The organism is Flavobacterium sp. NPDC079362 (genome assembly GCF_050267765.1).
Classification (GTDB): Bacteria; Bacteroidota; Bacteroidia; order Flavobacteriales; family Flavobacteriaceae; genus Flavobacterium; species Flavobacterium azizsancarii.
In genome coordinates this window covers 275,637-301,784 of sequence record NZ_JBNNFM010000003.1, presented here as the reverse complement: position 1 = coordinate 301,784, position 26,148 = coordinate 275,637, and the positions used below count along the sequence as shown (strand labels likewise).

At 35.2% G+C, this 26,148-nt stretch carries 20 protein-coding genes and 2 pseudogenes; 9 read left to right on the top strand and 13 right to left on the bottom strand.

Annotated elements, in window-relative coordinates:
- The 4 genes and pseudogenes from ACQKCJ_RS05175 to ACQKCJ_RS05160 all read left to right on the top strand — a co-directional run bounded on the left by ACQKCJ_RS05175 (position 1) and on the right by ACQKCJ_RS05160 (position 1,955).
- Positions 1–744, top strand: a complete 744-nt coding sequence (locus ACQKCJ_RS05175; protein WP_173965905.1) for a metallophosphoesterase family protein — start codon at positions 1–3, stop codon at positions 742–744.
- Positions 745–846: 102 nt separating this feature from the next.
- A pseudogene (locus ACQKCJ_RS05170) lies at positions 847–1,314 on the top strand (arsenic resistance protein); the annotation flags it as partial.
- 80 nt (positions 1,315–1,394) lie between these two features.
- Positions 1,395–1,637 (top strand): annotated as a pseudogene (locus tag ACQKCJ_RS05165) (MerC domain-containing protein); the annotation flags it as partial.
- 96 nt (positions 1,638–1,733) lie between these two features.
- Positions 1,734–1,955, top strand: a complete 222-nt coding sequence (locus ACQKCJ_RS05160; protein WP_246253207.1) for a GDCCVxC domain-containing (seleno)protein — start codon at positions 1,734–1,736, stop codon at positions 1,953–1,955.
- 707 nt (positions 1,956–2,662) lie between these two features.
- Here ACQKCJ_RS05160 and ACQKCJ_RS05155 read toward each other — a convergent pair.
- From ACQKCJ_RS05155 to ACQKCJ_RS05145, 3 genes are read right to left on the bottom strand one after another with little or no spacing between them, the layout of a single operon-like run.
- Positions 2,663–3,895: a hypothetical protein gene (locus tag ACQKCJ_RS05155; protein ID WP_173965835.1), complete on the bottom strand. Its 1,233-nt coding sequence runs from the start codon at positions 3,893–3,895 to the stop codon at positions 2,663–2,665.
- Complete coding sequence (locus tag ACQKCJ_RS05150) at positions 3,892–4,332, bottom strand: Rieske (2Fe-2S) protein (RefSeq protein WP_173965834.1); 441 nt, start codon at positions 4,330–4,332, stop codon at positions 3,892–3,894. The genes ACQKCJ_RS05155 and ACQKCJ_RS05150 overlap by 4 nt, the downstream gene beginning before the upstream one ends.
- Before the next feature lie 2 nt (positions 4,333–4,334).
- Entirely contained in the window at positions 4,335–5,540 is a 1,206-nt protein-coding gene (locus tag ACQKCJ_RS05145; protein ID WP_173965833.1) for a di-heme oxidoredictase family protein, read from the bottom strand.
- Between the two features lie 534 nt (positions 5,541–6,074).
- Here ACQKCJ_RS05145 and ACQKCJ_RS05140 point away from each other — a divergent pair.
- The 3 genes from ACQKCJ_RS05140 to ACQKCJ_RS05130 all read left to right on the top strand — a co-directional run bounded on the left by ACQKCJ_RS05140 (position 6,075) and on the right by ACQKCJ_RS05130 (position 8,535).
- Positions 6,075–6,254 carry a hypothetical protein gene (locus tag ACQKCJ_RS05140; protein WP_173965832.1) on the top strand — a complete coding sequence of 60 codons (180 nt, stop codon included), beginning with the start codon at positions 6,075–6,077 and terminating at the stop codon, positions 6,252–6,254.
- Positions 6,255–7,019: 765 nt separating this feature from the next.
- Positions 7,020–7,685, top strand: a complete 666-nt coding sequence (locus ACQKCJ_RS05135) for a response regulator transcription factor (protein ID WP_217427696.1) — start codon at positions 7,020–7,022, stop codon at positions 7,683–7,685.
- Positions 7,686–7,854: 169 nt separating this feature from the next.
- Positions 7,855–8,535: a DUF1345 domain-containing protein gene (locus ACQKCJ_RS05130; protein ID WP_173965830.1), complete on the top strand. Its 681-nt coding sequence runs from the start codon at positions 7,855–7,857 to the stop codon at positions 8,533–8,535.
- Between the two features lie 302 nt (positions 8,536–8,837).
- On the opposite strand, the gene ACQKCJ_RS05125 is transcribed toward ACQKCJ_RS05130, so the two are convergent.
- The 10 genes from ACQKCJ_RS05125 to ACQKCJ_RS05080 all read right to left on the bottom strand — a co-directional run bounded on the left by ACQKCJ_RS05125 (position 8,838) and on the right by ACQKCJ_RS05080 (position 24,648).
- Positions 8,838–9,656 carry a methyltransferase family protein gene (locus tag ACQKCJ_RS05125; RefSeq protein ID WP_173965829.1) on the bottom strand — a complete coding sequence of 273 codons (819 nt, stop codon included), beginning with the start codon at positions 9,654–9,656 and terminating at the stop codon, positions 8,838–8,840.
- 380 nt (positions 9,657–10,036) lie between these two features.
- Positions 10,037–11,995: an LTA synthase family protein gene (locus ACQKCJ_RS05120; RefSeq protein ID WP_173965828.1), complete on the bottom strand. Its 1,959-nt coding sequence runs from the start codon at positions 11,993–11,995 to the stop codon at positions 10,037–10,039.
- Positions 11,996–12,453: 458 nt separating this feature from the next.
- Complete coding sequence (locus ACQKCJ_RS05115; RefSeq protein WP_173965827.1) at positions 12,454–13,188, bottom strand: ZIP family metal transporter; 735 nt, start codon at positions 13,186–13,188, stop codon at positions 12,454–12,456.
- Between the two features lie 451 nt (positions 13,189–13,639).
- A complete protein-coding gene (locus ACQKCJ_RS05110; RefSeq protein WP_246253204.1) occupies positions 13,640–14,821 on the bottom strand; it encodes an efflux RND transporter periplasmic adaptor subunit in 1,182 nt (393 codons plus the stop codon).
- A 23-nt stretch (positions 14,822–14,844) separates the two neighbouring features.
- The gene (locus ACQKCJ_RS05105; RefSeq protein WP_173965826.1) at positions 14,845–19,206 is read right to left on the bottom strand and encodes a CusA/CzcA family heavy metal efflux RND transporter; all 4,362 of its coding nucleotides are present in this window, start codon (positions 19,204–19,206) and stop codon (positions 14,845–14,847) included.
- Between the two features lie 87 nt (positions 19,207–19,293).
- Positions 19,294–19,614, bottom strand: coding sequence for a DUF6660 family protein (locus tag ACQKCJ_RS05100; RefSeq protein WP_394368048.1), 321 nt, complete (start codon positions 19,612–19,614; stop codon positions 19,294–19,296).
- 383 nt (positions 19,615–19,997) lie between these two features.
- Positions 19,998–21,998 carry a heavy metal translocating P-type ATPase gene (locus ACQKCJ_RS05095; RefSeq protein ID WP_173965825.1) on the bottom strand — a complete coding sequence of 667 codons (2,001 nt, stop codon included), beginning with the start codon at positions 21,996–21,998 and terminating at the stop codon, positions 19,998–20,000.
- A gap of 50 nt (positions 21,999–22,048) precedes the next feature.
- The gene (locus ACQKCJ_RS05090) at positions 22,049–22,936 is read right to left on the bottom strand and encodes a bestrophin family protein (RefSeq protein ID WP_173965824.1); all 888 of its coding nucleotides are present in this window, start codon (positions 22,934–22,936) and stop codon (positions 22,049–22,051) included.
- 106 nt (positions 22,937–23,042) lie between these two features.
- Entirely contained in the window at positions 23,043–23,501 is a 459-nt protein-coding gene (locus ACQKCJ_RS05085; RefSeq protein ID WP_173965823.1) for an MgtC/SapB family protein, read from the bottom strand.
- Between the two features lie 805 nt (positions 23,502–24,306).
- Complete coding sequence (locus ACQKCJ_RS05080) at positions 24,307–24,648, bottom strand: DUF6660 family protein (protein ID WP_394368047.1); 342 nt, start codon at positions 24,646–24,648, stop codon at positions 24,307–24,309.
- A 563-nt stretch (positions 24,649–25,211) separates the two neighbouring features.
- Between ACQKCJ_RS05080 and ACQKCJ_RS05075 the strand changes: the two genes are divergently transcribed.
- Positions 25,212–25,532, top strand: coding sequence for a hypothetical protein (locus ACQKCJ_RS05075; RefSeq protein ID WP_427401509.1), 321 nt, complete (start codon positions 25,212–25,214; stop codon positions 25,530–25,532).
- Positions 25,533–25,685: 153 nt separating this feature from the next.
- The gene (locus tag ACQKCJ_RS05070; protein WP_246253203.1) at positions 25,686–26,027 is read left to right on the top strand and encodes a DUF3347 domain-containing protein; all 342 of its coding nucleotides are present in this window, start codon (positions 25,686–25,688) and stop codon (positions 26,025–26,027) included.
- The last annotated feature ends 121 nt before the right edge of the window (positions 26,028–26,148 follow it).

The following is a 26,148-nucleotide window of genomic DNA, read 5'->3' as shown; positions in this document are numbered from 1 at the left end:
CTGTTTAATAGGAGAATTGCAATAATATCAGATATACATGCCAATTTTCCGGCACTGGAACAAACCTTAAAAAGCATTGAAGAACAAAATATTGATGCTATTTACTGCCTGGGAGATTTAGTAGGTTACAATGTATGTCCCAACGCGGTAATCAATGAAATTCGCAAAAGACATATTCCTACACTGGCAGGAAACCATGATGTAAAAGCTGTAGACATACACAATGAAGGATACAATGATTCAGAAAGTTATGCTTATCAGATTGTGGGCAAAGAGCAGATCAAATACCTTTCTGCTCTGCCTGCCCATATTAAATTGGAATATCAGGCAGTTGATAAGCTAATCAATATTTTAATGGTACATGGCAGCCCATACAGTAATAAGGAATATCTACTTGAGGATAAAAAAGAGAATGATTATACTAATATCTTCCTTGACTGTGGTGTTGACATAATTATCTGCGGACATTCGCACAAGCCGTATCATCGTATTATGGAAAATCCCAATAAGAAAGGGAGTTATTTCCATGCTATAAATGCGGGATCAGTTGGCAAGCCTAAAGATGGGAATGCAAAATGCTGTTATGCAGTATTAACTATCGATAAAAGCAGTAATTTTTCAAAAAAAGATGGTGTACAGGTCGAATTCATCAGAGTCGACTATGATATCGAAAAAACAGCACAAGCTATTGAAGAAAGTCCACTGCCAAATGTTTACGCACTTATGCTGAGGAAAGCATATTAAGAGCTGTCACAATAAAATCATTTATGGAAAGTTTTAAATTATTTTTAAATAGCATTATCCCTATAAGCAATCAGGAATTTGAAAATTACAGTCAATATTTTATATGCTCTAATTGCACTAAAAGGTTCAGAATGGTTTGAAACTAAATATGTGCCTTTTATTTCTCCAATCACTCTAATATCATTGCTTTTTACCATCATCGTGATGTTTAGTCTTAAAGGAGAGCTGATTGTTCAAATTCCTATGGATGTTGTACGCATAGCAATACCGCTTGTAATTTATTTTACCGTCATGTTTATCCTAAGCTTTTTCGTTGGAAAATACTTCGGAGCTGATTATTCAAAAGCAACAGCAATAGCTTTTACGGCTACCGGTAATAATTTCGAACTTAGCCATTGGTGTCTTTGGCATAAACAGTGGTCAGGCATTGCTGGAGTTATAGGCCCTTTGGTAGAAGTCCCGGCACTTATTGCGCTAATTAATGTTGCTTTCTGGTTCAGAAAAAAACACTATAAAACTAAGTTAAACATTAAATCACATATACTATCAGATATCAGACCCAATCTTTAAATTTGGTGCAAAAAAAAAATATTCTTAACAAAATTAATTTAAAATGAAATTATTAAACAATATTGATAAATTAGTTACAATTGGGATTTTCTTTACAGCACTATTCTCCCTGCTGTTTTCCGTTATTTGCATTCGGAGCTTCAGCTCTGGGATTGGGCAGTTTTGAATTATTTGGAGGATGGACAATGTGGATATTTCTGTTAATGGTGCTAATCTCTATTACAGGTCTAATAATTTCTTATCGTAAACATCGTTTCATATATCCCGTATTGATTGCCGTTCCAAATGCACTAATAATTTTATACAGCTATTTTTACAGCAACAATCTCTATTTTATTTACATTGGTATGTTTGGGGTATTAATTGCAACAGGATTAAATTATTATAGAAATAAATTGCACGGTAGCTGTGATACTTGCATTACTTATAATGGAAAAGAGATAGAATTAAAATCAACGATTACTTGTCCAAATTGTGGGCATAAAAAAACAGAAATGATGCCAACAGACGCATGTGCATTTTTCTATGTCTGTGAAAACTGTAAAATAAAATTGCGCCCGCTGGAAGGAGATTGTTGTGTTTATTGCAGTTATTCAACTGTTAAATGTCCTCCAATACAGGCAGGGGATGAATGTTGTTAAAAAAATCAAATCTACTTATTATAAACACTCTTTATTACAAAAGCCATAAATATACTAACAAATAGATGGCCAATAAAGGCCGCCATAATGGATCGAGCTTGTAATATTATGCCACTCAGTTGGGAGATTGACTCCAAAAAAGAAAATGGGTCATAATTGACGTACTAGTGCAAAAATTGAATATGAAAGTAAGTCTAATTAGTGTTTTAGTCGTAATTAATTTGCACTAACGTCATGCTTAATTTTATTTTTTCCTCATCCGAAAGAAATACTATAAAAATTAGTTTATTATCTATTACTTGATAAAGCAACAGACATAATCATAAAAGTTGATGCGTTGAAAGAAGACATAATAAAAGCCCGCTTGGTGAGACGGGCTTTTATGATTGAATTTTTAGAAACGCTGTTCTAAAATTCTTTTTTCTCCAAAATTTGAAGAAGTTTGTATGATTTTAGTATTTTAATATTGTGAAAAAAATGAAACAAAACCCATTACGCCAGTAATCATTAATACACATTTCCAACAATTTAGTCTATTATTCATCTGAAGTGTTTTTTAAAATTAATATTATGTAGAGTAATGCAATTTTTATGCCATGGGCTCAATTTTTTAGGAATTTTTGATGAGATCCTATTTTAAATAGAAAATGATCTTATAAAATAGGGTTGATTATCAACTCTGCCTTATGGAATATCTTTTAAATATTTTAAAAGTAAGTTGAAATTCCCATATTAAATCCATCAGTAACAGACGGAGGATTAGAAAAAATGTCCTTTTGTTTTAAATAGCGATAGTTTAGACGAATTACGGTCTGAGAGGTTGGTCTAAAACTAATGGCAGGCATTATACTCCATACATCTTCACCAATATTGCCTGCTGTCTCTTTAAATTTTCCCACATTCCAATCCACATATTCTAATCTGCAGGCAATGTTTATCGTTGCTTTTTCCCATCCCAGAATTGTTTTTGTCAAGATGGGCTGTACAATATCTATAAAGCCCCCCTTTTGTTTATTTCCGAATTGTTGTGAATAAGTTTCGGGAACATCAACATAAATCCAGGCAAATTCTGTAGTGATAAAGGTTTTGATTTTTGGCAGAGTAGTGTTAAAATCCAACGCAAAAACAGCTACACGTCTCTTCTTGTCAATAACAATTCCATCATCCCTGAATTTGTTATATATTCCACCCATATATGAAATTCCCAGTTCACCTATTTTATTATTTCTAAGGGCTATTTTTCCAGTGAATAAGGGTTCACCACTATTTATTTCTTCAAATCTTTCAGGGTTGTTTTTTGCTGCCGGCAGGAAAGTTTTATTCTCGGTGTTCTCAATTATAGAATTATCAAAACTTCCGGATAAATAGGCTTCATATCCAAACATCCAGTTTTTTGTATATTTTTTCCCAAAAAGTCCCACACCGGCATTACTAAATGTATCGGGTAACATTTGAGTTGATGAAATTGGGCGATCGGTAAATTCCCATTTGGGACCGTCATGATTTTGATTGAAAGAACCAATAGGGTTTAAAATTATTCCAGCCCTTAAATTTACCAAAGGGTCAAATTCAACATCTACAGATGCAAATTCAATTGCAATTTCTTTTCCTCCATCTTCAAATTCAATTTCACTTAAAAACTTCACTCTTTTACTAATGGCTGATGACATGAAAATAGATAATCTTCTGGCTTGAAATTGATGACCTTCTGATACTCCGTCTGTGGTTAGTTTTTGCCAGTTCATTTCAACGTACCCGCCAATAGAAATTGGTGTTTTGTTTATATTCAATGCCGGTCTATTGTAAAGGGCATCCATGTTTAAGATGTTTTTTACAGTATCTTTTGGTACCCTTTTTAGTAAACTGGGATCAATTTGTGCGAAACAATTTGCGTAAAAAAAGAAAATGATTGCCAGAAATAAAGTTAGTTTTAATCTCATTTTAAAGATATTTTTAGAATATTATTTTCTATTGCTACCGGAAATTTTCTAAGATCTGTATTTGCAGGACCGTTCTCTAAAATACCCCTGTTGCTGAATTCACTTCCGTGTGCTGGGCATTGCAATTTATCTCCAAAAACCTGTAATTCCGCACCCTGATGTGTACATAACATAAACATGGCGCAATAATCGTTTACATCAAATCGATACACACAAATTGGTGCTTTTAATATTTCATTTTGAATGATGATGTATTTTTTAAATTCTGTTTTTGTCCCTTTTTGTATTATAAAATCAGAAATAGGGACTAAAAGATCAGAGCCTTTAATCTCTCTTGAAAGAATCTGGGAAGAAGCACAGCTTTGTAATAAAGTTACTCCGGCTATTGTTGACAAACATCCAAAGCCACAAGTTTTTAAAAATTGTTTTCTATCCATTATTATAATGATTTTATAAATTTCAGTAAAGCTTCTTTATCTTCTTTAGAAAGCTTTTCAAATGCGTTTTTGCTTTGCCCAGCCTCGCCACCATGTAATGTTATGGCTTGTTCAATAGTTTTTGCACGACCGTCATGCATCAGGAATAAGTTTCCTCCCTGTGAATTTTCTGAAAGGCCTATCCCCCAAAGTGGAGGAGTTCTCCATTCATAGGTTTTGGCACTTCCTTCTGTGTAGCCATCATCTAATGCGCCTCCCATATCATGTAAAAGCAAATCAGTGTATGGGGCAAAAGTTTTATAAGAAAGGGCGTTTATAGGAGAGTAACTTGTCTTAAGTTTACTTTTATGACAAGCCACACAATTAATTTGAGTAAATATATTTTTACCGCGAATAACATCGGCATCATTTTGATTTCGTTGAATTGGAGCTTTTAAGGTGCTTAAGTAAAAAATAACATCATTGACTTTAGAGGTTGAGATTTCTGGGTCAATTTCTAAATTAGAATAATGATCAATAGGATTAAATACAGATGCAATTCCCATATCCTGATTATAGGCATTCACTGTTTGATGCAAAAGATCAAAAGCAGATGCTTTTTTGCCATATCGTCCGATATATTTGCTGTTTTGGGTTATTGCATTGGAAGCTGGAATTGAATAACTAGGAATAGTAATCCAGTTTACAGTACCTGAAATACCATCGCCATTACTATCGTCCGGATCCGTCATTTGGATTAGATCAGCATCAGAAACATATTGTAAAAAGCCCAAGCCTGTAAAGGCCGGGGGTGTAAATTTAGAGAATGTGGCCCCAGTTGGGATTTGCTCCGGTAAGTAACCTGGTAAAGCCCTGTTTTGAAGTTGCGGGCCTCCTTGATTTAAAAATTGATTACCTGTCTCATCAATTTGTCCAAAACGTGTCAGCGTGGTAAACAAATGCCCCTTTCCGTCTCCCGCATGGCAATTGATACAGCTCGTTCCTACAAATGTTGATCCCAGACCTGTTTCCCGGGTAAAAACTTCATTAACTGCTGCATCACCTCTTAAGAATTGTGCAGATTCAGAATTCGACAAACTATCAACCGGACCGTCTAGTATTTCATCATTGGCAGGTATTTCAACATAACTTGCATCGCAAGATAATAGTGCGAAACAAAAGATTAGCAATAAGAAAGGTTTTCTTAAAAAAATATTTAAATAATACATGAATTAATTTTTAGACAAATCTAAATATTTTTTTAAACAAATATCTGTACTAGATGCGAAAATATTTATTTTTATAAATTGTTCATACTATTTTTACAATTTTTAAAGAAAAATAATAATATGAAAGCCGTTTTTTAATGTAAAGGCACTCACATAAAGTTATTAAGTAGGAAAATAAAATGCTTGCACGTAATTTTGGTAAGTTAAGATAAGTAGACAGAAACTTTAATGCTTGATATTCTGCATGTAATATTATGAGCTATTGGAGATAGTTACGTTCTCAAAATTTCGTTTTCTTAATTTGTTGATCTCCATAAAAGATTGATTTATTTAAAGGCTGATAAAAAAGTTAAAATAACGTTGCTCCAACTTAGTATAATTCATAATTTTTTGTTATTTATTTAATTTTAATTCAATCTTAAGGAAGTGGTTGGTATTATGATGTAAATTAGTATAAGCAATACAATTCCAGATGATTAAGCTAAAATGAGGCTTAGCAGATGGAATGAATTTATTAATTAAAAATATATTATTATGAACACAGAGAAAAAAGAGGAACATGACCACTCGGAACATCACAAGCATAAAGAGCATCATAAGCATCCGGAACATCATGAAGGTGAAGAAGGTAAAAATCAAGTAGAGCATCATGATGAGGATGAGCACCATGATGAGAAAGAGCATCACGATGAAAGTGAGCATCATAAAAAATAATACTGTGTGAGAAGCGCACATATAGCCCCTGTATTAAATAACTACAGGGGCTATTTTTTTAAACTCTAATGGGATTGTATTTTTCCATACATTGTTTCTTATCAATGTGTTCAAATTTATTTACCGGTGTATTTACAAAGTAATTACTTGTCAATTTTGGTTTTTTTTTGTAAATTTATATCAATGAATTTAAAGCGTTCCCTTTTTGTAATTTTTCTTTCAATACGTCTGCTGATGTTACTGCTTGTGCCGTGTGCTCAATTTAATCTTCCTATCGAGCGACCTACATTATCAGTTCCAGAGAATGTAAATAAGGACGGACATAATAAAAAAACCAGCTATTGTACTTTTTGCCAGTGTCCAAGCTGTACAGGAACTATAGCCCTGAGTAATCTTCATAAATTCTTTTTTTTAAATACCATTCTCTTGCAGAAGTTAAGCTCAATCCTTAATGAATTCATAAGATACCACTATCTCAACTCAATATGGCAGCCTCCCCAGTTATTGCCTGTTGAGGGATAGACCTTATTTGATTTATTTACGATATTATGCCCATCATTCTATTGACAGATCGAGTATGCATTTTTTACGCTCAGTTTTTCTCTGAAGCACTGAAATTGTTTTTTTTTTTCTGACAAAACATTTTTTCTGACATATTTTAATGACTAATTTGTCATTTGAAGTTGTATTTAAAACTAAGGAGTGTTTTTTTTAACGAATCATGCTCAGTAGGTTGATATCAAACCATTAATTACATATTTGATAATGAATATTTTGATAATTGATAACCAAAAAAAAAATTTAGACTTCCTGCGCATAGGTCTGGAGGCAGAAGGGCATTTTATCCATACAGCCGAAGATGGTAAGGAGGGAGTGCTTCGCGCGGTAACAAGGACTTATGATCTAATATTGCTCAACTGGATATTGCCTTCAATATCAGGTATGGAATCATGTAGGGAAATCCGTATGCAGCATATTCTCACGCCCGTTATTTTCATGACATCGAAAGAAACCCTTGATCAAACTATTAACGGACTTAATTGCGGTGCAAATGATTACATCAAAAAGCCATTTAGTCTTGAGGATTTGCTATCGAGGATCACAGTGTATGAAAAAAATGCACAAAATTATGAACATGAATATTTGTTGTCTGATATTAGTGTTAAAATGAACAGCTATAAAGTATTTAAGGCTGAACGAGAGGTTCTGTTGACCCGTAAGGAGTTCCTTTTATTGGCTTATTTGGTAAAACGCAAGGGACAAATATGCACGCGTTCAGAAATTATAAAAGAAATCTGGGGCGTGCATTACGAGTATGATACAAGCATTCTCGATGTATTTATGAGCAGCATCCGTAAAAAGCTGCGCATCACTGCAGCAGATAAAAGGCTGCGGACCGTCAGGGGAATCGGTTTTATAGCGGACGAATAGTTCTCAATGGGATTCAATATAATATTATAATTGATTTATTTTAATCATTAAATGATTGAATATTAAATATATTTTTATTTGGTTGTCCCTCTAAAGTTCCCATAATTATTAAAATGTAATACCTTTTAATACATAAATTTACAGTAAATTAGATAATAAATTAGATATTTTGAAATCAAAAATAAATTGGATCAGCCAGGTTGACAGTCATCTTCGATTATATATTTCAGTAGTCATTGGTATAGCTGTATTTTTTATTTTGGGAGATATGGAAAAAGCATCTATTCATTGGATGTCTTCCTGGCTCGCTTTCTCAGGCACTTATCTCTTCTTATGCTGGATGACCATTTTAAGTTGTCACCCCAGGGAATTGCATAAAATTGCAGAAAAGCAAGATTCCGGCCGATCGTTAGTTATGATATTGATTTTAATAGCTTCCCTAATTAGTTTGATTGGTATTATTCTCTTTTACAGAACCTCAGGCGAAATGAAAGATAACGAATTGCTTATTCATATTTTACTGACTATCTTGTCAGCCATTTTTGCCTGGTGGCTGGTACATACCACTTTTACCTTTAAATATGCTCATTTGTATTATGCTGTGGGAGAGCAAAAAGAGGGAAGACATGTTTATGGCGGACTGGACTTTCCCGATGAAAATACGCCGGATTATTTAGATTTTTGCTATTTTTCCTTTGTACTTGGAACTACCTTTCAGGTATCTGATGTTAATATTACAGCCAGACATATACGTAGGATAGCATTGCTTCATGGTTTACTTTCCTTCTTTTTTAACACAATTATTTTGGCGTTAAGTATTAATATTATAGCTGGATTGATCGAAAAATAAGCTATTTTATCTTATTAGAATTCTAAATGTATGAATGAAACAAAAGGGGGACATGGTGTATTGTAAAGTAATCATTCTCTGTTTGGAATTAATAAACTTTTTCTTTTATTCTGAAAAAAGCTATTTAATATTGATAAAAGAAAAATACGGCTTTAGCAGCGCTAACTGCTTCCCCCAGCACAATAGTATTTGTGCATCAGGGAAAGCGTTAGTACCTCAACCTCCGTGGCAAGGTTGTATTCTATATCAAAATTTTCTTTGACAATTTTATGATATTGCAATTTTAGAAGACTGATAATTTTTTATCTCATTTTAACAATGAGCCTTCGGATAAAGGAAATAATGAATTTCATGTTTTTTCCAATATAAATAATTCCGAAAATTGCACTGATGACCAGTAATACAAAGCTGTAATTGTTCTTTCCTTCCATTACCTGACATGAGATTTCAAACACAAAGAATATAAAAAAAGTACTGCAAAGGCGACCGGTTTCCCGCTGGCTTATTTTTTCCCAGTTAAAAGCTGAGTGTGGTTTTTTATAGAGCCAGACATTGGGCAAAATTGCGGGTACATTCTCAGCCCATCGGGAATATTTAAAACCAAATTTGCTTTTCAACTGCTTTTCTTTTGCCATCATAATTCTTTCAAGGTAAATAAAATATAGCAGTCCAAATGCTATAATAAACCAAAAATCTCCGGTTATGATAATCATTCCCAGCCATATTATAAAATTTGCCAAATACAAAGGATGACGAACAATTGAGTACGCGCCAAAGACATAATGATGAGATGTACTGATACCTTTATGATCAGGTAATTTTGCCGAGGGAGTATAACCCATGGTTATTATTCGAAGTATACAGCCTGAAAGGCTTAGCCCCAGGCACAAAGCTTCGTATAAATTTTCATAAGATGATTGTCGCAAGACTAAGCCGTCAGGATATTTTTCAGACTTGAGCAGCAACAAATAGCCTACAATAAGCATAATGTAAGGAAACGTCTTTCCGTACTTGAGCAGCCATAAACTTTGTTTTTCGAATTCTTCCTGAAGTGCCATAATTATAAGTGTTACGAATATTAATATGGGAATGTAAGCAAGTGATGATATGGTAATTTGCATCGGGGAAAATTAACTATAGAGTAACTGATCATTTTTGTGGCTAATTCTTAAGATAGTAATGATATAAATACATAAGTGATATAACAATTCCCGATATGATTGTGAGAACGGCTAAAAATATCAAAAAATCTCTCAGTTTTTTCATTGACTTAGAGAGCTTTTTCCTGCTGTAGCGAGAATGGCTTTTATAAACCGGTTTTTTTCCTTTTTTCATATGTACAGTTTTTAATTCTTAATTACTCAGACATAAGGGATTATTATCAATATAAATTTCCTTGTTCTTTATTGGTTGGCATCGATATCTTTTATGACCATCCTGCTAATGGCTGTACTGTGATTTCCGTTGGGACTCTTCAGTTTCTATAAATTGTTCAGTATGGTTATTTTAGTAATTTATTGGTGAAAAAATAATCTGCTGTCTGATACCACGAAATTGTTTCTTGAAGGAAAGTCTTGTCAATTGGGATTTCCAGAAGGCTATTATCAGTTTTGTCCCATTTATAAAACGACTGTTTTTTTTGATCAGAAAGAATCATTACTTTGTTTTCTTTCATTAATGCCAGTTTTCGATATGTCCCCAAAAAAGCACGTTCTTCAAAAGAGTTTTGTAAAATGTCCTGACCAAAAAAATTAGTTTCGTAGTTCCAGTTCATAAGGCCAAAAAGAGTCGGAAAGATATCTATCTGTGAGCATAGCTTAGAATTCTTATGGTTTTGAGATTGTGGAAGATTTACAATCATAGCCGGAATATGATAGTTAGCCACATCTATGGCATCTTTGCCTGCACTGCTGGCACAATGATCACCAATAATGACAAATATTGTGTTTTTATACCATGCTTTTTTTGCAGCTTTGTTAAACAATTCCCGAAGTGCAAAATCAGTATATTTCACAGCTCCTTCACGGCTGGTGCCCGAGGGTATATCAATTTCTCCCGATGGATATGTATAGGGCCTGTGGTTGGAGGTTGTCATTATAAAATTAAAGAACGGCAGACCTTTGGCATATTGCTTGTCGGCAACCCGAATCATTTTGTTGTAAATGTCCTCATCGCAAATGCCCCAAGCATTTTCAAATGTAACTTCGTTGTTCTCAATGTTATTTCGCACGGTTTTAATCTCATCGCTTAATACACTTCCGCGACCACGATCGTAAATGGTAAAGCCATTACCGCCGAAGTAAGAATTCATATTATCAAAATATCCATCCCCGCCGTAGAAGAAATTGCAATCATATTTCTTGTTCTTAAAAATACTCGCAACTGTAAAGAGATTTTGATTTTCAGGTCTTTTAACAATACTTTGTCCGGGAGTTGGAGGAATAGAAAGTGTTACCGCTTCCATTCCACGGACAGTTCTGGTACCGGTGGCGAAAATATTTTCGAAAAGGATACTTTTTTGGGCCAAACTATCCATAAAGGGTGTGATGTTCTGCTTATTGCCGAATTCCTTAAGAAAACTGGCGCTAAGGCTTTCCACCAGAATAAAAACAACGTTCTTTCTTGCCCCTAATTGTATTGTGTCGCCGACTTTTCGATGTACTGAAGGATATTTTTCCGTAAAGTTTGATTTTGGACCGGAAAGTTTCTTTCTAACGAATCGGAAAGCCTGATCATTATCAATGGCAGTATAAAATTCACTGTATTTCATCTGGTTGTTGCGAAAGGCCGCGAAGAAGGAATAAATTCCCGCCTTTGATATTTCAGAATTATAACGGTTCTCTGACCATTCTGCCTTAACATTGGAAACAAAAGCCACAAAAAAAGCCATAATGATTGCCGTCATTACTAAAAAGGTTATTCGAACAGCAGGTTTGGCAGTAAATTGAAAAGTTTTTTGAAATGATTTTCTCCATTTAAAGACCAAAATAATTATTGAGGTAATTATTACTGCGCCACCAATTAGCAGAGGTAGAGGATACGACTCTTCAATATTGGCCACCACCTCATGGGTATAAATCAAGTAGTCAACGGCAATAAAGTTGAATCTAGTCCTGAATTCATCCCAAAACGTAATTTCTGCAAAAAAAACTAACACAAGTACAAATATGATTACAAAGGTAAAGAACCCAATCAGGACTTTGTCACCAAGGGTTCCAATCCATTTGTCAGGCAGAAGTGCAAAATAAAGGGCTGCAGGGAATATAATAAACGAGGCAGTTCCTACATCGTAAAATAAACCTGTAATAAGCGTTCTGAGTAAATCCAATATCTTCCAGGATACATCCTGATATTGCCAGATAAAAAATACCAGCCGCAAAACTAGCGACACGGATAAAAAACATAAGATTATGTCCTTAAAAAGTGCATATCTTGGAGATGAAAAAAGTTTATTAAACATAAGTTATCTTTTTAACTAATAATTAGAATTTATGTGATGATATATAGCGCTAGCTCCTGGTATATTTTTACTGAAATTTTCATCACTGGAAAAGTAATACTCAAGATCGCTGCTGGTAGGGAGTGATATCAGATTAACTGTGGGCGACATTACTAAAAGTTCATTTCGAATATTTAAAAGGATAGCAGAAATTCCAATGAACTTGCATGATGTGTTGATCTAAAAAAAGGCTAACCCGAAAATCTATTGATAAAATCAAACTAGAGCAAATAAAAAAAACGGAAACACATTGTTTTATTTAAAAGCCCAATCTAATTCTTTCATATGGGTTGTATTTTTCTACTGTTATTCCAATAATATGGGATTTGTAATTTACAAATAGCCAATTTAGCAAAGCTTAAGGTTAACTAATCGATATCGCTAAAACCAGGAAATAATGCTCGATTTCTTTTTATAGTTTAGGAGATCATTCCCAATATTAAAAACAGTAAGAAGCCTATAAAAAAACAGGCAGTCTGAATAGGTGATTCTTTTTCTTCATGTGCCTCGGTTAATAGTTCTTCAGTTACGAGAAATAATAATGCTGCTAATCCGAAGGAAAGCAATAATTCCAATACCTCCTGAGACAAGTGAGAAAGTAAAGAAATACCTAATAATGCTCCAATAAAAAAAGTTAGGCCGAGTCCTGCCAATATCAAAAAGTTTTCTGACTTTGATAGTTGGCTTTTTCGACACGCAATTACTACTGCCAGCCCTAATGAAAATGTTTCCAAGCCAAGAGCAATGGAAAGTAGCATTCCTTCTTTCTTGCCAGCAGAAAACCCAATTCCAAGAATAAGGCCATCAATGATCAAATCAATAATTAATGCACTTAGCAAACCATAGGGTAGTCTAAAACTATTGTCACTTTCGGCATTTTCTCTTTTTTGGTTTCTTTCAGTAAAATATTTGACAAAAAGCATTAATATTATACCCATGCTAAAACCAATCCCGACCTCAATTGGCAGATGATTTTTAATAATATCAGGCAAAAGCTCCACAGAAACTACTGAAAAAACAACTCCTGCTGCAAAGTGCAGTACAGAACTGCGAAATGCACTTCCAGGATTTTTGTAGATCCCCGTAGCACCGCCTGCGATTATGGTTATCACAGGTAAAAAAGCATATACTAAAACTTCTGAAAGTAATTCCACTTCGTTATGTTTTTATTAGTGTTGGAAAACAGCCTCCATGTTTGATATATAGTGTTCTTAGAATCTTATTAATCTTTATTTTATGATCCTTTTTATCTCAGTCGTATTCGCCCGCCTTCAATCTTGTGAGTAATTGTTTGACGTATTAAATCAGTATCGATAATGTTCTTTTCTACTTTGCTTTTTGAGTTTTTTGAATAACTTTAAAAGCATGTGCCTGTTTTTATCCTTTTACTGCTTCGTCGTTTTATTACTGCCTTGGTGGCTTTGTTGTTTTTAATATTTTCTGATATTTCGGTTCTTTTTTGCTTTTCATTTTTTAAAGGAGTAATTTATAGTACGAAAAACGCTGTCAGCGCCGCCAACAGTAGAACTATTGGCGGTTGATGACAGTTTTAACCTCCTTGGACTTAATGAGTCCTTGCAAATCGAAATGATCTATCGGGAGAAATTATTCTTCCTCGCCGCTGTTTTTCATTTTTGACAACAGGTCATAAGCCCCATTAGTAACAACTTTAAGGCTTTTATAATCACTCTGTTCGTCAAAAAGGACTTCGGTGTAGTTCAATTCTGAGATTCCTGTTTTAACATTCATTAATTTAAAACGGTTAACATTGCCATGTTTATCTTTTATCAGTCCATCGGCCACAAAAATATATTTATTCCCTTCGAATTCCACAATAGCTTTTGAAACTACCGCAGGAACCTGCGAGGTTCCGCTCTCTACAAGAGCTTTAAGGTACATTCCCGGCAGAAGCGTTCTATCATTCTGGTCTAATTTACAATGAATCTGTACTGTTCTTTCAGTACTGATCTCTCTGCCGATTAAAGCTACCGTAGCAGTTCTTTCTTTTGTTTCATTTGCAAGGGTAAACCTTACTTTTTGACCTATCTGAAGTTTTGGTATGTCTTTTTCAAATACTGTAAGTTCAGCGTGAAGATTTCCCGTATCGGCTATTTTAAACAGAACGTCTTCTGCATTAACAAAAGCACCAATGTTTGTATTTACCTGTGTAACATATCCGTTTATAGGCGAATATAGAGGAATGGAGCTCTGAATAGTTCCCTTTTCAAGGCTTGAAATATTGACGTTCATCAACTGCAGTTTTGATTTAAGACCGGCAACACGGGCACGTACGCTCTCGTATTCTGATTTGGATTTTTGTAATGTTTTTAATGCATTGACATTTTCTTTCGACAATTGTAACTGACGATCGTAGTCCTGTTTCAAATAGTTCAGCTGGCTTTTCAAATCAATATAATCCTGTTGTGGCTGAATATAATCAGGATTTTGCATCATAGCCACAAGTTGGCCTTTGCTTACTTTCATACCTTGTAGCAATGTTGTGCTTTTTACAAAGCCACCAAAGGGAGTAGAAATAGAGACGAGATTTTGTGGAGGCACATCAAGTACACCATTTACCTTAGTAGTGCCGCTTAGGGCTTTTGATTCAATTGAACCAAGCTCTATGCCGGCTGAGCTGTATTGCTCTGGAGTAATCTCTACAATGTCTGCTTTTGGCTCAGTTGCTGCTGCAATTGCAGCTGGCTCTGATTCCTTGGCCTTATCGCCACATGCTGTAAAAAGTATTACAGCTAAAAATAACATAGATGTTTTATATAAAATATTCATATTTTCTGATTTTATCTGGATGATTAGTTTGTTCCTGAAAGATATTCCAACAGTGAAATACTCAGGTTATACTGTAAAATTGCTGACAAATAGTTCTCTTGGATTCCTGTAGCAGTCCTTAAATTAAAAAGGTTTTCGGCATAACTAATATCGCCGTTTTTGTAGGCACTTTCACTTTTGCTTAGGAGAAGTTCAGCATTTGGCAAGCCAGATGTTATATAGTAATCAATACTGGTTTTATTTTTCATGTATTCTTGCGAAGCTTGTTCAAATTGCCCTTTTATAGTTATCTGCTGACTTTCAAGTGTTTTAGAAGCTACCTGAGTGTTAATTTCGGCTGCCTTTATCTTTGAAGAGTAAGAACCAAAGAAAATTGGCAAAGAGATTCCAGCCTGAAATCCCTGAAATCTGTCTCGTGAACCGGCAAGCTCAGTGCCGGAAGCATTAAGAGGTGATCCAATAAGGGATTGATTAAAATAGCCAAAGGTAAGGTCAGGCAGGGCTTTGGTTTTCTGTACTCTTTTTTGAAGTTTTGCAACCTCAATTTGTTGCTGGATAAAGGCTATTACAGGACTTGAAGAAGCAACCGCAGCAATATCCATAGTATTATACTCAGACAGTACTAAGCTTTTATCAGCAATCGTAACTCGCTCGCTGCTTCCCATTAAGGCCTGAAGCTGTGAAAGATAAATTTCAATATTTGCCCCGTCCTGTCTTAATACATTTCGTGTCTCATTTAATTGCGTCTCGGCAGTACTTTGTTCCAGAAGTGTGCTTTCACCTGTTTCGAAACGTAGTTTAGCTGATTTGAGGAAGCCAGAAAATATGCTGTCCTGTTTTTGCAAAAGTGCCTGTCTTGCATACAAATACTGTAAATTGGTATACGTGTTTCGGATGCGGTAAATCAGCTCATTTTTAGTGATATTAGTTCTTAACTCACTACTTTTTACCAGAGCATTTCCTAAAGCTGCATTCGCTCCAAAGACCGTTGGAAAAGGGATAGTTTGGGAAACAGCAAAGTTTTTATCGTTTTTTATATAACTGTTGTATTGCCCAAATTGTCCAGAAATTTCAGTTTTTGGGATTTCTACGGCAGACTTTTTTAGCTGCCGTTGGTAATTGATGTCCAATTGTGAGATAATTACTTCGCGATTGTTTCGCAATCCCTCTTCAATGGCCTGGTTTAATGTTAAGTTCTTGTTTTGTGCTGTAGCAAAATTTGCTGTAAGCATTAAAAAAACAACAGCTATTGTAGGATTTATTTTCATAGTTTTTTTATTAAATCTTTCAAACCATATGTACAATATGGGCAGTACTAATAAAGTAAGCAGTGTTGCACTGAATAAGCCGCCAATTACCACCGTTGCCAGTGGTTTTTGAACTTCTCCACCACTTCCGTGAGATAATGCCATTGGCAAAAATCCAAGCGAGGCCACAAGTGCGGTCATTACTACTGGCCTTAGCCTAACGGAAGTTCCTTTTATAACGATTTGTTTCAGGTCATCCATACCTTCTTTCTTCAGGAGATTAAATTCTGCAATCAATACGATACCATTCAGTACTGCAACTCCGAAAAGAGCAATAAAACCGACTCCAGCAGAAATACTAAATGGCATTCCTCGCATCCATAAAGCAAATATGCCTCCAATAGCTGATAAAGGGATAGCGGTAAAAATAAGTAGCGCCTGCTTAACGGAACCAAAAGCAAAAAACAATAACAAAAATATCAGCATAAGAGATGCAGGGACAGCAATGGTCAAACGTTCTTTTGCCGCCTGAAGATTTTCAAAAGTACCTCCATATGTAGGGTAATAACCCGACTCGAACTTAATCTGCGTATCTATTTTCTTTTGAATTTCTGCAACAACACTTTCCACATCTCTTCCACGTACATTAAAGCCTACAATAATTCTTCTTTTGGCATCTTCCCTCTGTATCTGGTTTGGGCCTTCTTTAAAACTGATATTTGCTAGCTGATCTAAAGGAATCTGATTTCCATTCGGGGCGGTAATAAACAGATTTTTTATATCGTCGATGGATTGGCGGTTTTCTTTTCCAAGACGCACTACCAGACTGAATCTTTTCTCACCTTCAAAAACCAATCCTGCAACCTCACCTGCAAAAGCGGAGCGGATCGCTGTATTTACATCTTCGACATTTAAGCCAAACTGAGCGATTTTATCTCTTTGAAAGCCAATTACAATTTGTGGCAGCCCAGAAACCTGCTCGACGTAAATATCCTCTGCACCATTTATTTTTCCAGCAATTGATCCTATTTGTTTTGCGTATTTGGATAGTTTATTTAAATCTTCACCAAATATTTTAATGGCGACATCCTGTTTGACACCTGAAATTAGCTCATTGGAGCGCATCTGGATCGGCTGTTGGAAACCAAAGGTAGCTCCAGCAATATTCTCTTCAAGTTTCTTCTGCATTAATTCGGCAAGGTCGGCGGAATTGTCGGCACTGGTCCACTCACTTTTGTCTTTTAAGATAACCATCAAATCACAGGCTTCCACTGGCATTGGGTCAGTAGGAATTTCAGATGAACCAATTTTACCTATTACTTCTTTTACTTCGGGAAAATTATCTTTAAGGACTTTTGCTGTCTTTTGAGTCGTTTCAATAGTCTGGGAAAGACTACTGCCGGTTAAGACCCTAAGCTCTACGGCAAAATCACCTTCTTCAAGGGTTGGGATAAATTCAGCACCAAGATAACTAAATACAACCATGCTTAAAACAAGTAGTCCAACAGCTATGCCTACTACGACTGCTTTGGAACGTAGTGCAAAAGCCAGAATTGGAGTGTAGAACCTTTGTATGGCATTAACAATACGATCTGAAATGTTTTCTTTTACCGCTATCTTTTTATTCAAAAACAATGCACTCATAACAGGAACATAAGTCAACGAAAGGATAAAAGCTCCTAAAATTGCAAAAGATACCGTTTGAGCCATCGGTCTGAACATTTTACCTTCTACTCCTACTAATACCAGAATTGGCAAATACACAATAAGAATAACGATTTGGCCAAAAGCTGCCGAGCTCATCATCTTACGGGCATTACTCATAACGCTATGATCCATCTGGTCCTGGGTTAAGACCTGTCCCTTGTGTTTGACATGGAGATAGTGCATCGTGGCCTCTATAATAATGACAGCCCCGTCTACAATTAATCCAAAGTCAATTGCCCCAAGGCTCATCAGGTTACCATCTACACCAAAAAGATTCATTAGGCATATGGCAAATAGCATAGCAAGAGGTATTACCGATGCTACGATAAGTCCTGCTCTCAGATTTCCTAAAAGCAATACAAGGACAAATATTACAATAAGAGCTCCCTCTGCAAGATTCTTGGTAACAGTACCGATAGCATTGTCAACTAATTTAGTCCTGTCTAAGAATGGCTCTATAGTAACACCATCTGGTAAAGTTTTTTTAATTTGCTCCATACGGGTCTTTACATTCCCGATTACTTTGGAGGCATTGGCGCCTTTTAGCATTAAAACAATGCCGCCTACTACTTCACCTTCATCATTCCTGGTCATTGCGCCATAGCGTGTAGCTGCTCCAATATTAACCTCGGCGACATTACGAATCAATACAGGAGTACTGTTAGCATTGGTTTTAACGACAATGTTCTCAATATCATCTACACTGTTAATTAATCCTTCACTTCGAATGAAATAGGCATTTGGCTTTTTGTCAATATAGGCGCCGCCAGTATTTTGATTGTTTTTTTCAAGGGCCTGAAAGACATCATTTATGCTGATGTTCATACTGCGCAATTTGTCCGGATTTAGCGTAATTTCATATTGTTTCAGAAATCCGCCAAAGCTGCTGACATCTGCAATACCTTCAACCCCTAAGAGCTGTCTTCGTACGATCCAGTCCTGAATGGTACGCAGTTCTGTGGCATTGTACTTTTTTTCCTGACCCTTTTTAGGATGCAGTACATATTGGTAAATTTCTCCTAAACCGGTTGAAACAGGGGCCATTTGCGGCAAACCCATACCAGGGGGGATTTGTTCACTTGCTTCGCTAAGACGCTCTGCAACTTGTTGTCTTGCCCAGTAAATGTCGATGTTTTCCTTAAAAACAACAGTAACAACAGATAATCCAAAACGACTGAAAGAGCGGACTTCCTCAATGTTTTTAATAGTTGCCATGGTCTGCTCCACGGGAAAAGTTACAAAGCGTTCAATATCTTCTGCTCCATTGCTTGGAGAACTGGTTAATATTTGTACTTGATTGTTTGTAATATCGGGGACTGCATCAATAGGCAGCTGTTTAACGGAATATATTCCCCAGATTATTAAGGCCAAGATCATAAGCCCAATAATCAATTTGTTCTTTATAGAGAACTGAATGATTTTGTTTAACATGAATAAAAATTTAGTTAAATGACGATAAATAGTATGGCAGGATGCCATAATGGATCACTTCGATAAAATCGAAAACAGAAATATCATTTAACTAATTTTGGGCGGTTGCCAAATGGAACCATGAAAACGGGAATAAACTACCGAAACATAGCTTGGCTGCTTTTTTTTGATGGGTAAGCTTACTACAGCTTCTTGCGGGACTTGTGTATCAAATACTAGGTAAGGAATAGTTCTGCAGCAATTACAGATGCAGAATGGCGAGCACTCGTCTTTAACCTGTTTTTTATGTGAAGTTGAATCCGAGAAGGAAACACTGGAATTTTTAGAAATAGTAGCATGACTATCGGAGCAAGGAATGCCTGAAAGTATAATAATAATCAGAGTCAATATGGTGCAAATGTATTTCACGGCAACAAAAATACATAATTATGTAATATCATTTACATAATTATATTAAATTTTAGAGTATACCATCTTAGAGGTATTTTAAATACTGGGTGTTAATTGTCACTTGTAGTACCGTTTTTTGCCATTATTGAAGCATTAATTAAGATAATTTTAGCCCAAAACAAAAAGATAAATCATGGAAAGGTAACTTGTAATTGTTTACAGTAAGCTGCCTTACAATTCCTATATAAAAATATAGATCCATATAATTAGTATGGATCTATATGATTTTTAAGAATTTCAAAAGTAATTCTGTATGTTGATTTATAAGCGGCTATCTCAATAATAGCGATATCTATATTACCAGATTAGGACCTACTGATGAAGTTTTGTTGAAATCATTGTTACATTTTTAATCTCTGGATTCTGACGGCATTTAATATGGCCAAAAGAGACACTCCCACATCGGCTATAACTGCTTCCCAAAGTGTGGCAACACCGCCTGCACCCAACGCTAATACAATCACTTTTACTACCATTGCCAGGATAATATTCTGCCATACAATTTTCTTGGTTAGTTTTCCAATTTTTATGGCAGTGACAATTTTAGAGGGCTGGTCATTCTGTATAACGATATCAGCAGTTTCAATTGTGGCATCGCTGCCGAGTCCACCCATTGCTATGCCTGCATCTGCCAAGGCTACAACAGGGGCGTCATTGACACCATCACCGACAAAGGCAATTTTTTTTCCTTCGTTTTTCAGCATCGTAACTTTTTCTACTTTTCCTTCTGGCAGCAAATCTCCGTAAGCATTGTCAATTCCTAAGTTTTTAGAAACTTCATCCACTACTGTTTGCTTATCTCCTGAAAGCATGACCGTCTGTATTTTTAGTTCATGTAAATCTTTGATTGTTTTTTGCGCATCTTCCTTTATTTTATCTGCTATGGTGATATGTCCTGCGTACTTTTTGTCAACGGCCAGTACCACGATGGTATATACAATAGCATCAATTTCAGCAGGATATTCAATGTCAAATTTTTTCATCAGCTTGGTATTTCCGGCAAGAACTTCTTTATCATCTATAATTCCTTTTAGTCCATGGCCTGAAATTTCTTCAACATTAGTAATTTTTACACTTTTAATAGAATCTTTTCCAGCATGTTCCACAACGGCAAGTCCAATAGGATGAGTAGACTGGCTTTCGATGGCGGCTGCATATTTAAGCAATTCTTCGGGCTTTATGTCTTTTGATTTGATTTCCTGTACTTTAAAAATACCCTCAGTAAGTGTTCCGGTTTTATCCATGACCACTACATTTATTTCTGTCATTACATCAAGAAAATTGGAACCTTTAAAAAGGATGCCATTTCTTGAAGCAAGGCCTATCCCTCCAAAATATCCCAAAGGTATTGAAACCACAAGGGCACACGGACAACTAATAACAAGAAAAACTAAAGCCCTGTAAAACCATACATTGAAATCATACGGATTTACAAAGAAATAAGGAGCGAAACATACTACAAGGGCAAGGGCAAAGACAATAGGGGTGTAAATTTTTGCAAACCTGCTTATAAACAATTGTGTCTGTGATTTACGTGATGTGGCATCCTGAACCATTTCCAGAATTTTACTAAGCTTGCTGTCTTGAAAAAGGGAAGTTACCTTAATTTGGGCAACTGTATTTAAATTGATCATACCGGCATAAATTTGCTCGCCCTTATTCTTGGTGTCGGGCTTGCTTTCTCCTGTGAGTGCGGCTGTGTTAAAAGCAGCTTTTTCCGAAAGCAGTTCACCATCTAATGCCACTTTCTCACCAGGTTTTATCTGTATGATCTCCCCCGGCTTCACTTCTTTGGGATCTACCACTACAAAGCCACCATCTCTTTGAACGGCAACCTGATCTGGCCTGATGTCGAGTAGTGCTTTAATGCTTCTTTTTGCACGATTAACTGCAGCGTCCTGAAACCATTCGCCTACGGAGTAAAAAGCCATTACGGCAACACCCTCACTATAGGATCCAATAGCAAATGCCCCAATTGTAGCAACGCTCATCAGAAAAAATTCATTGAAAAAATCGAATCGTTTAGCCTTTATGTAAGCCATATACAATACATTATATCCTGAAAGGAGATAAGCAGCAGAAAAAATAATTAGGTCGGCGGGAAAGGTCGGGACAAACTTAAAACCAAATTCAAGTATTAACATGATTACCAGTATCATTACGGCAAGTAGCAGCTGCCAGTGGCTTTTCCAGCCCGAATCGGTATCATTTTCATTATGGTCGTGGCCATCATCATCGGAATGCACTTCTTTCTGCTGTACAGTAGTTGTTTTTTCCTTGTAATTTGGATCTGTATTTTGGATCCCGGCTTGAGTATCTGTATTATTGTTGCTTTCAATCATAATATTTTTTTTAAATAGTGAAATTCATTTTACAATGTTGATATATTGGATTAGTTGATGTAATAATAATGGTCTGCTACCAACGGTGGTATGGCTTTATCACTGCATATTTCTTTGATGTTATTCTCAATAACAGCACTAAGTGCACTCATGGGGACATCTGTTGGACTATTTTCAAAAGGATCCTGCATAATGATCGCTGTTTTTTCAACCCCTATTAGCATAGATGCCACAATTATTGTTAGAACAATTTCAAGAACAGGATAGTTATCTTCCAGACCAAAAGGTAGTATAGAGACTAAAACGTAAATCAGAAAATGAATCAGTAAACTGTAAGCTTTTGGAAATACGGTATTTTTAATTCTCTCACATTTACCCATGGAATCGTTAAGACGTGCTATGGTCGTGTCAATCTGAACCTGTTTGTTGTCGTTAAGATGGTGTATTCTGCAGACCAATGCAAGCTGGTCAGTATGCCTGTTTAGAAGTTCGGCAGGAACATTATTAGCTGTAATTCCATTTTGCTCTAAATAAGTATACACCTTTACAGAAAACGAAACCTTTCTCAGTGTCTCTGACAGGGCGTAACACCAAACAGTTTGCCTTTGTGCAAATTCTTTAAGATCGTTTTCACATCCCTTCTCAGGTAAAAATTGCTTAACCTGCCTGAGCAGCGTTCTGGAATCATTCACAATTTCTCCCCACACTTTTCGTGCCTCCCACCATCGATCATAGGATTGGGCAGTCCGAAAAGCTAGAAGCAATGCTACTATGGTCCCCATTATTCCAGTTATCGGCAAAGGTATGATAATCTGTCTAAGTGTGGTATTATGATCTAGTGTGCCAATTACAAGTGCATAGGTTGCAATAGCAGCAATATCCACCCAGATGGACTTAATAAAATAGAGTATGGAATCTTTATTGTTTTTAACTAGCATAGTGTGTACTTTCTTTAAGGATTAATTCGTGAAGTTGTTTCAGACGAGGGGCCTGTCCAAAGTTTTTCCGAATACTTTATTATTATTATCGTATTTTAAGGATGACCTATAGTTTCTCATCATGGTTGTATTTTATCCTTTTTTTCCATCTTATATACCATTTTTGATGATGCAGTGAGAGCAGATAATATAAAGCAGCGGAACTTGCCACAGCAATGATATACATGTTCAGACCCACAGCTACGCCTACAGCAGAAGTACACCAAACTGTAGCAGCTGTTGTTAAGCCATGTGATGAGTTAGCATGATTATTCCTGTATATAATTCCTGCACCAAGAAAACCAACGCCAGTAACGATATTGGCTATGACCCTTGAGGCCGCAGCAGGATCATTGGCTAGGTGAACTGTAATGGAGGTAAACATAGTAGCTCCAATGCAGACTGCTGCGTAAGTTCTTACTCCCGCATCATGGTCATGTCGCTCTCTGTCCAGCCCAATTAAGAATCCTAAAATAAACGAAACGATTATTTTGACAAGTATTGCAAGTTCTGTGTTGATATCCATATCTATCTAAATTAGGAATTAATTTCCAGCTATAAAAATTTCTTTCAATCCTTTCGAAACCAAATACTAACATAGTTTTATTCGGCTATGTATTCAATTTTCCCGATCTGAGAATTTATGATTAAAAATACCACTTTTCAGTGCTTATTTTAACGAGTGATTTTCTTCTCTAGCTATTAATGTAACAAACATTGAGCTTTCCTTTGTTGTATACTTTTATACAATTTTTCTTTTTCACAACCCATTGATCATAGGCCAGTGCTTTTATGTCTTCATCACGATGCCGATACCTTTGTTCATACAGTATAGAAAACTTATCCTCGTTATTGCTGCCGAAAATTGTTGGGAGTATAGTTATACCAAAACAAAGTAATACGAGTTTTATTTTCATGTCTCAAGGTTTAGTAGTCTTACTGACATTGTCAGTTACAAATGATTGAATAAGTTATTCTTTTACTGGGTTGTGCGTATTGCAAATAACTATACCTGTATTGTATAGACTTCAAAAAATACTGCCTTTGCATCAGCCGCTCCGTAAAATAACAGTCTACTAAAATTTACACTCTTCAATTACCGTTGTGTGGCAAAGAAATGCTATATTGTTTTTGTGAGTACTCAGAAAAAAACAAAGTACAACTTACGACGATAAAATAATTTGGAAAATAGAATGGATAAGCTTTTTTCTTTTTTTAAATGAAGTACGTTTTTAAGATTTGGTGTTTTTCCGTTATACAACATTTTTTTACTGCTCTCACTAGTATAATTAAGTAGTATTAAATAATTATAAGTGCCACAATAAATAGCTTTATGAATTAATCTGTGGAGGCTGCCAAATGCTTCCAAAGAAGCTTGATGGTAAAAGGGATTGGTAATGTGAAACCTGAGGTGAAATTTCATGAGAGATAATAGGAAAATCGATAGGCTCATTTTCTACCTTGGTAACAACATGAATACCACAACAGGCACAACAGCATAACGGTGAGCATAAATCAATTTTTCCATTGTGGGAAGTAGTATCCTTGGTAAAATTAAGCTGTTGTACTATCTCAATGGGTGATGAAACAACAACTTGCGTCTGCGTATCGGCACATGTAAAACATGGCAGGCTTAGCAGATAAATTGTTAATATGAAGTTTAGAAATTTCACAGTATAAAAGTATAAAATTAATTGTATGGAACCAATAGAAAATTATAAAAAAATAAGTTGCCTTTTTTGTTGCGAATTGGATCATATGTGATTTTACGGGTCTTTTTTGGTTAGACAAAATCTTCGATATTTTTGATTGATTAACAAATCCTTATGTTTATTGAGTTTACCTGTTAGAATCCTGTAAAGTTTTTCAACTTATATTTTCAACTTTTAAAAACACTTGACTTTTATCTTATCGTTGTTAAAAGAAAAAATAGAGTAAATTCAGTTTCGATTTTTCTCAACTCGTTATCCATTTTTTGTTAGCATTCCTACAAAACATTTGTTTGATAGAGTAAGGTAGATACTTGCAGACATCAAATTATTTGATCGTACCGAAGGTGTGGGTGGAAAAAAGTGGGTTACAAAACTCGTACCAGTGGTTAGAGAAATTGAAAGCAGTTAATTTTTAACATATATTTAGTTGAAATTCAAAATGATATAAGTAATTTTGAACTTATTATTTCTTTCAAATGAACCGATTTCGCATCTTATTAATTGTTATACTTGGCTTATTCCTAATGCCAACGATAACTTTTGCCTGTGAAAAAATTGTAGTAAATCATTCTTGTACAAAAGAAACTTCTAAACCTGAGCAAGATAATTGCTGTTATAATATGAATCATCCAGGTAATAAAAATCACGATGGTTGTGGCGGAAAATGCGGGCATTCAATGTGTGATTGTGCTTCTTTATGTAATGGAAGTATCACCTTTTTAAATGAACTGGAATTCAAAAGCAATTTATTCAATTTTTATTTAGAAAAACAAGAATTTTATTGTTCAGAAACCTTTATTTCTTCTGGTTTCCATTCTCTTTGGCTTATACCTAAAATAGGCTAAATTCAACTTTTGACAGCCATTAGTGTGTCAAATCTAAAGCATATTCTGCTTATAATTATTTTATTTTCAGGTTAAATCAATTACAAAAACAGGACTTTGTTATGCTGTCTTTTTTGTCATTATTTAGCAAATTTTATCTAAAAAAAACACAAAATGAAATCATTTAAAAAAATAATGATAGCAATAATGCTATTGTTATCAGTTGTGGTATCTAATGCCCAAACTAAAGATCAGCTGAAACCGGTTTTCGACAATTATTTCTTATTGAAAGAAGCCTTAGTAAAAACAGATGGTAAAGCAGCAGCTTTAGCATCAAAAGATTTATGGACTGCTATAACTGCTGTTAAAATGGAAACTTTAAAAACAGAAGAACATATGGTTTGGATGAAAGTTTCTAAAGATTTGAGTGCAGAAGCTAAAAGTATTTCTGAAACTCAGGATATTAAAAGCAACGAGAACTTTTTGATCCATTATCTAAAAATATGTATGCACTAATAAAAACTTCAAAACCCGCAGAAGTTGTTTATTATCAATACTGTCCTATGCAAAACGCAAATTGGTTAAGCAAAGAAAATACAATTAAAAATCCATACTATGGTTCACAAATGTTGAGCTG

Coding starts and splice junctions, on each gene's coding strand:
- ACQKCJ_RS05155 (WP_173965835.1), bottom strand. CDS start 3,895: ATGAGATTAAAACTAACTTTATTTCTGGCAATCATTTTCTTTTTTTAC.
- ACQKCJ_RS05125 (WP_173965829.1), bottom strand. CDS start 9,656: ATGCAAATTACCATATCATCACTTGCTTACATTCCCATATTAATATTC.
- ACQKCJ_RS05120 (WP_173965828.1), bottom strand. CDS start 11,995: ATGTTTAATAAACTTTTTTCATCTCCAAGATATGCACTTTTTAAGGAC.
- ACQKCJ_RS05145 (WP_173965833.1), bottom strand. CDS start 5,540: ATGTATTATTTAAATATTTTTTTAAGAAAACCTTTCTTATTGCTAATC.
- ACQKCJ_RS05070 (WP_246253203.1), top strand. CDS start 25,686: ATGAAATCATTTAAAAAAATAATGATAGCAATAATGCTATTGTTATCA.
- ACQKCJ_RS05135 (WP_217427696.1), top strand. CDS start 7,020: ATGAATATTTTGATAATTGATAACCAAAAAAAAAATTTAGACTTCCTG.
- ACQKCJ_RS05110 (WP_246253204.1), bottom strand. CDS start 14,821: ATGAATATTTTATATAAAACATCTATGTTATTTTTAGCTGTAATACTT.
- ACQKCJ_RS05085 (WP_173965823.1), bottom strand. CDS start 23,501: ATGGATATCAACACAGAACTTGCAATACTTGTCAAAATAATCGTTTCG.
- ACQKCJ_RS05150 (WP_173965834.1), bottom strand. CDS start 4,332: ATGGATAGAAAACAATTTTTAAAAACTTGTGGCTTTGGATGTTTGTCA.
- ACQKCJ_RS05105 (WP_173965826.1), bottom strand. CDS start 19,206: ATGTTAAACAAAATCATTCAGTTCTCTATAAAGAACAAATTGATTATT.
- ACQKCJ_RS05095 (WP_173965825.1), bottom strand. CDS start 21,998: ATGATTGAAAGCAACAATAATACAGATACTCAAGCCGGGATCCAAAAT.
- ACQKCJ_RS05090 (WP_173965824.1), bottom strand. CDS start 22,936: ATGCTAGTTAAAAACAATAAAGATTCCATACTCTATTTTATTAAGTCC.
- ACQKCJ_RS05075 (WP_427401509.1), top strand. CDS start 25,212: ATGCCAACGATAACTTTTGCCTGTGAAAAAATTGTAGTAAATCATTCT.
- ACQKCJ_RS05140 (WP_173965832.1), top strand. CDS start 6,075: ATGAACACAGAGAAAAAAGAGGAACATGACCACTCGGAACATCACAAG.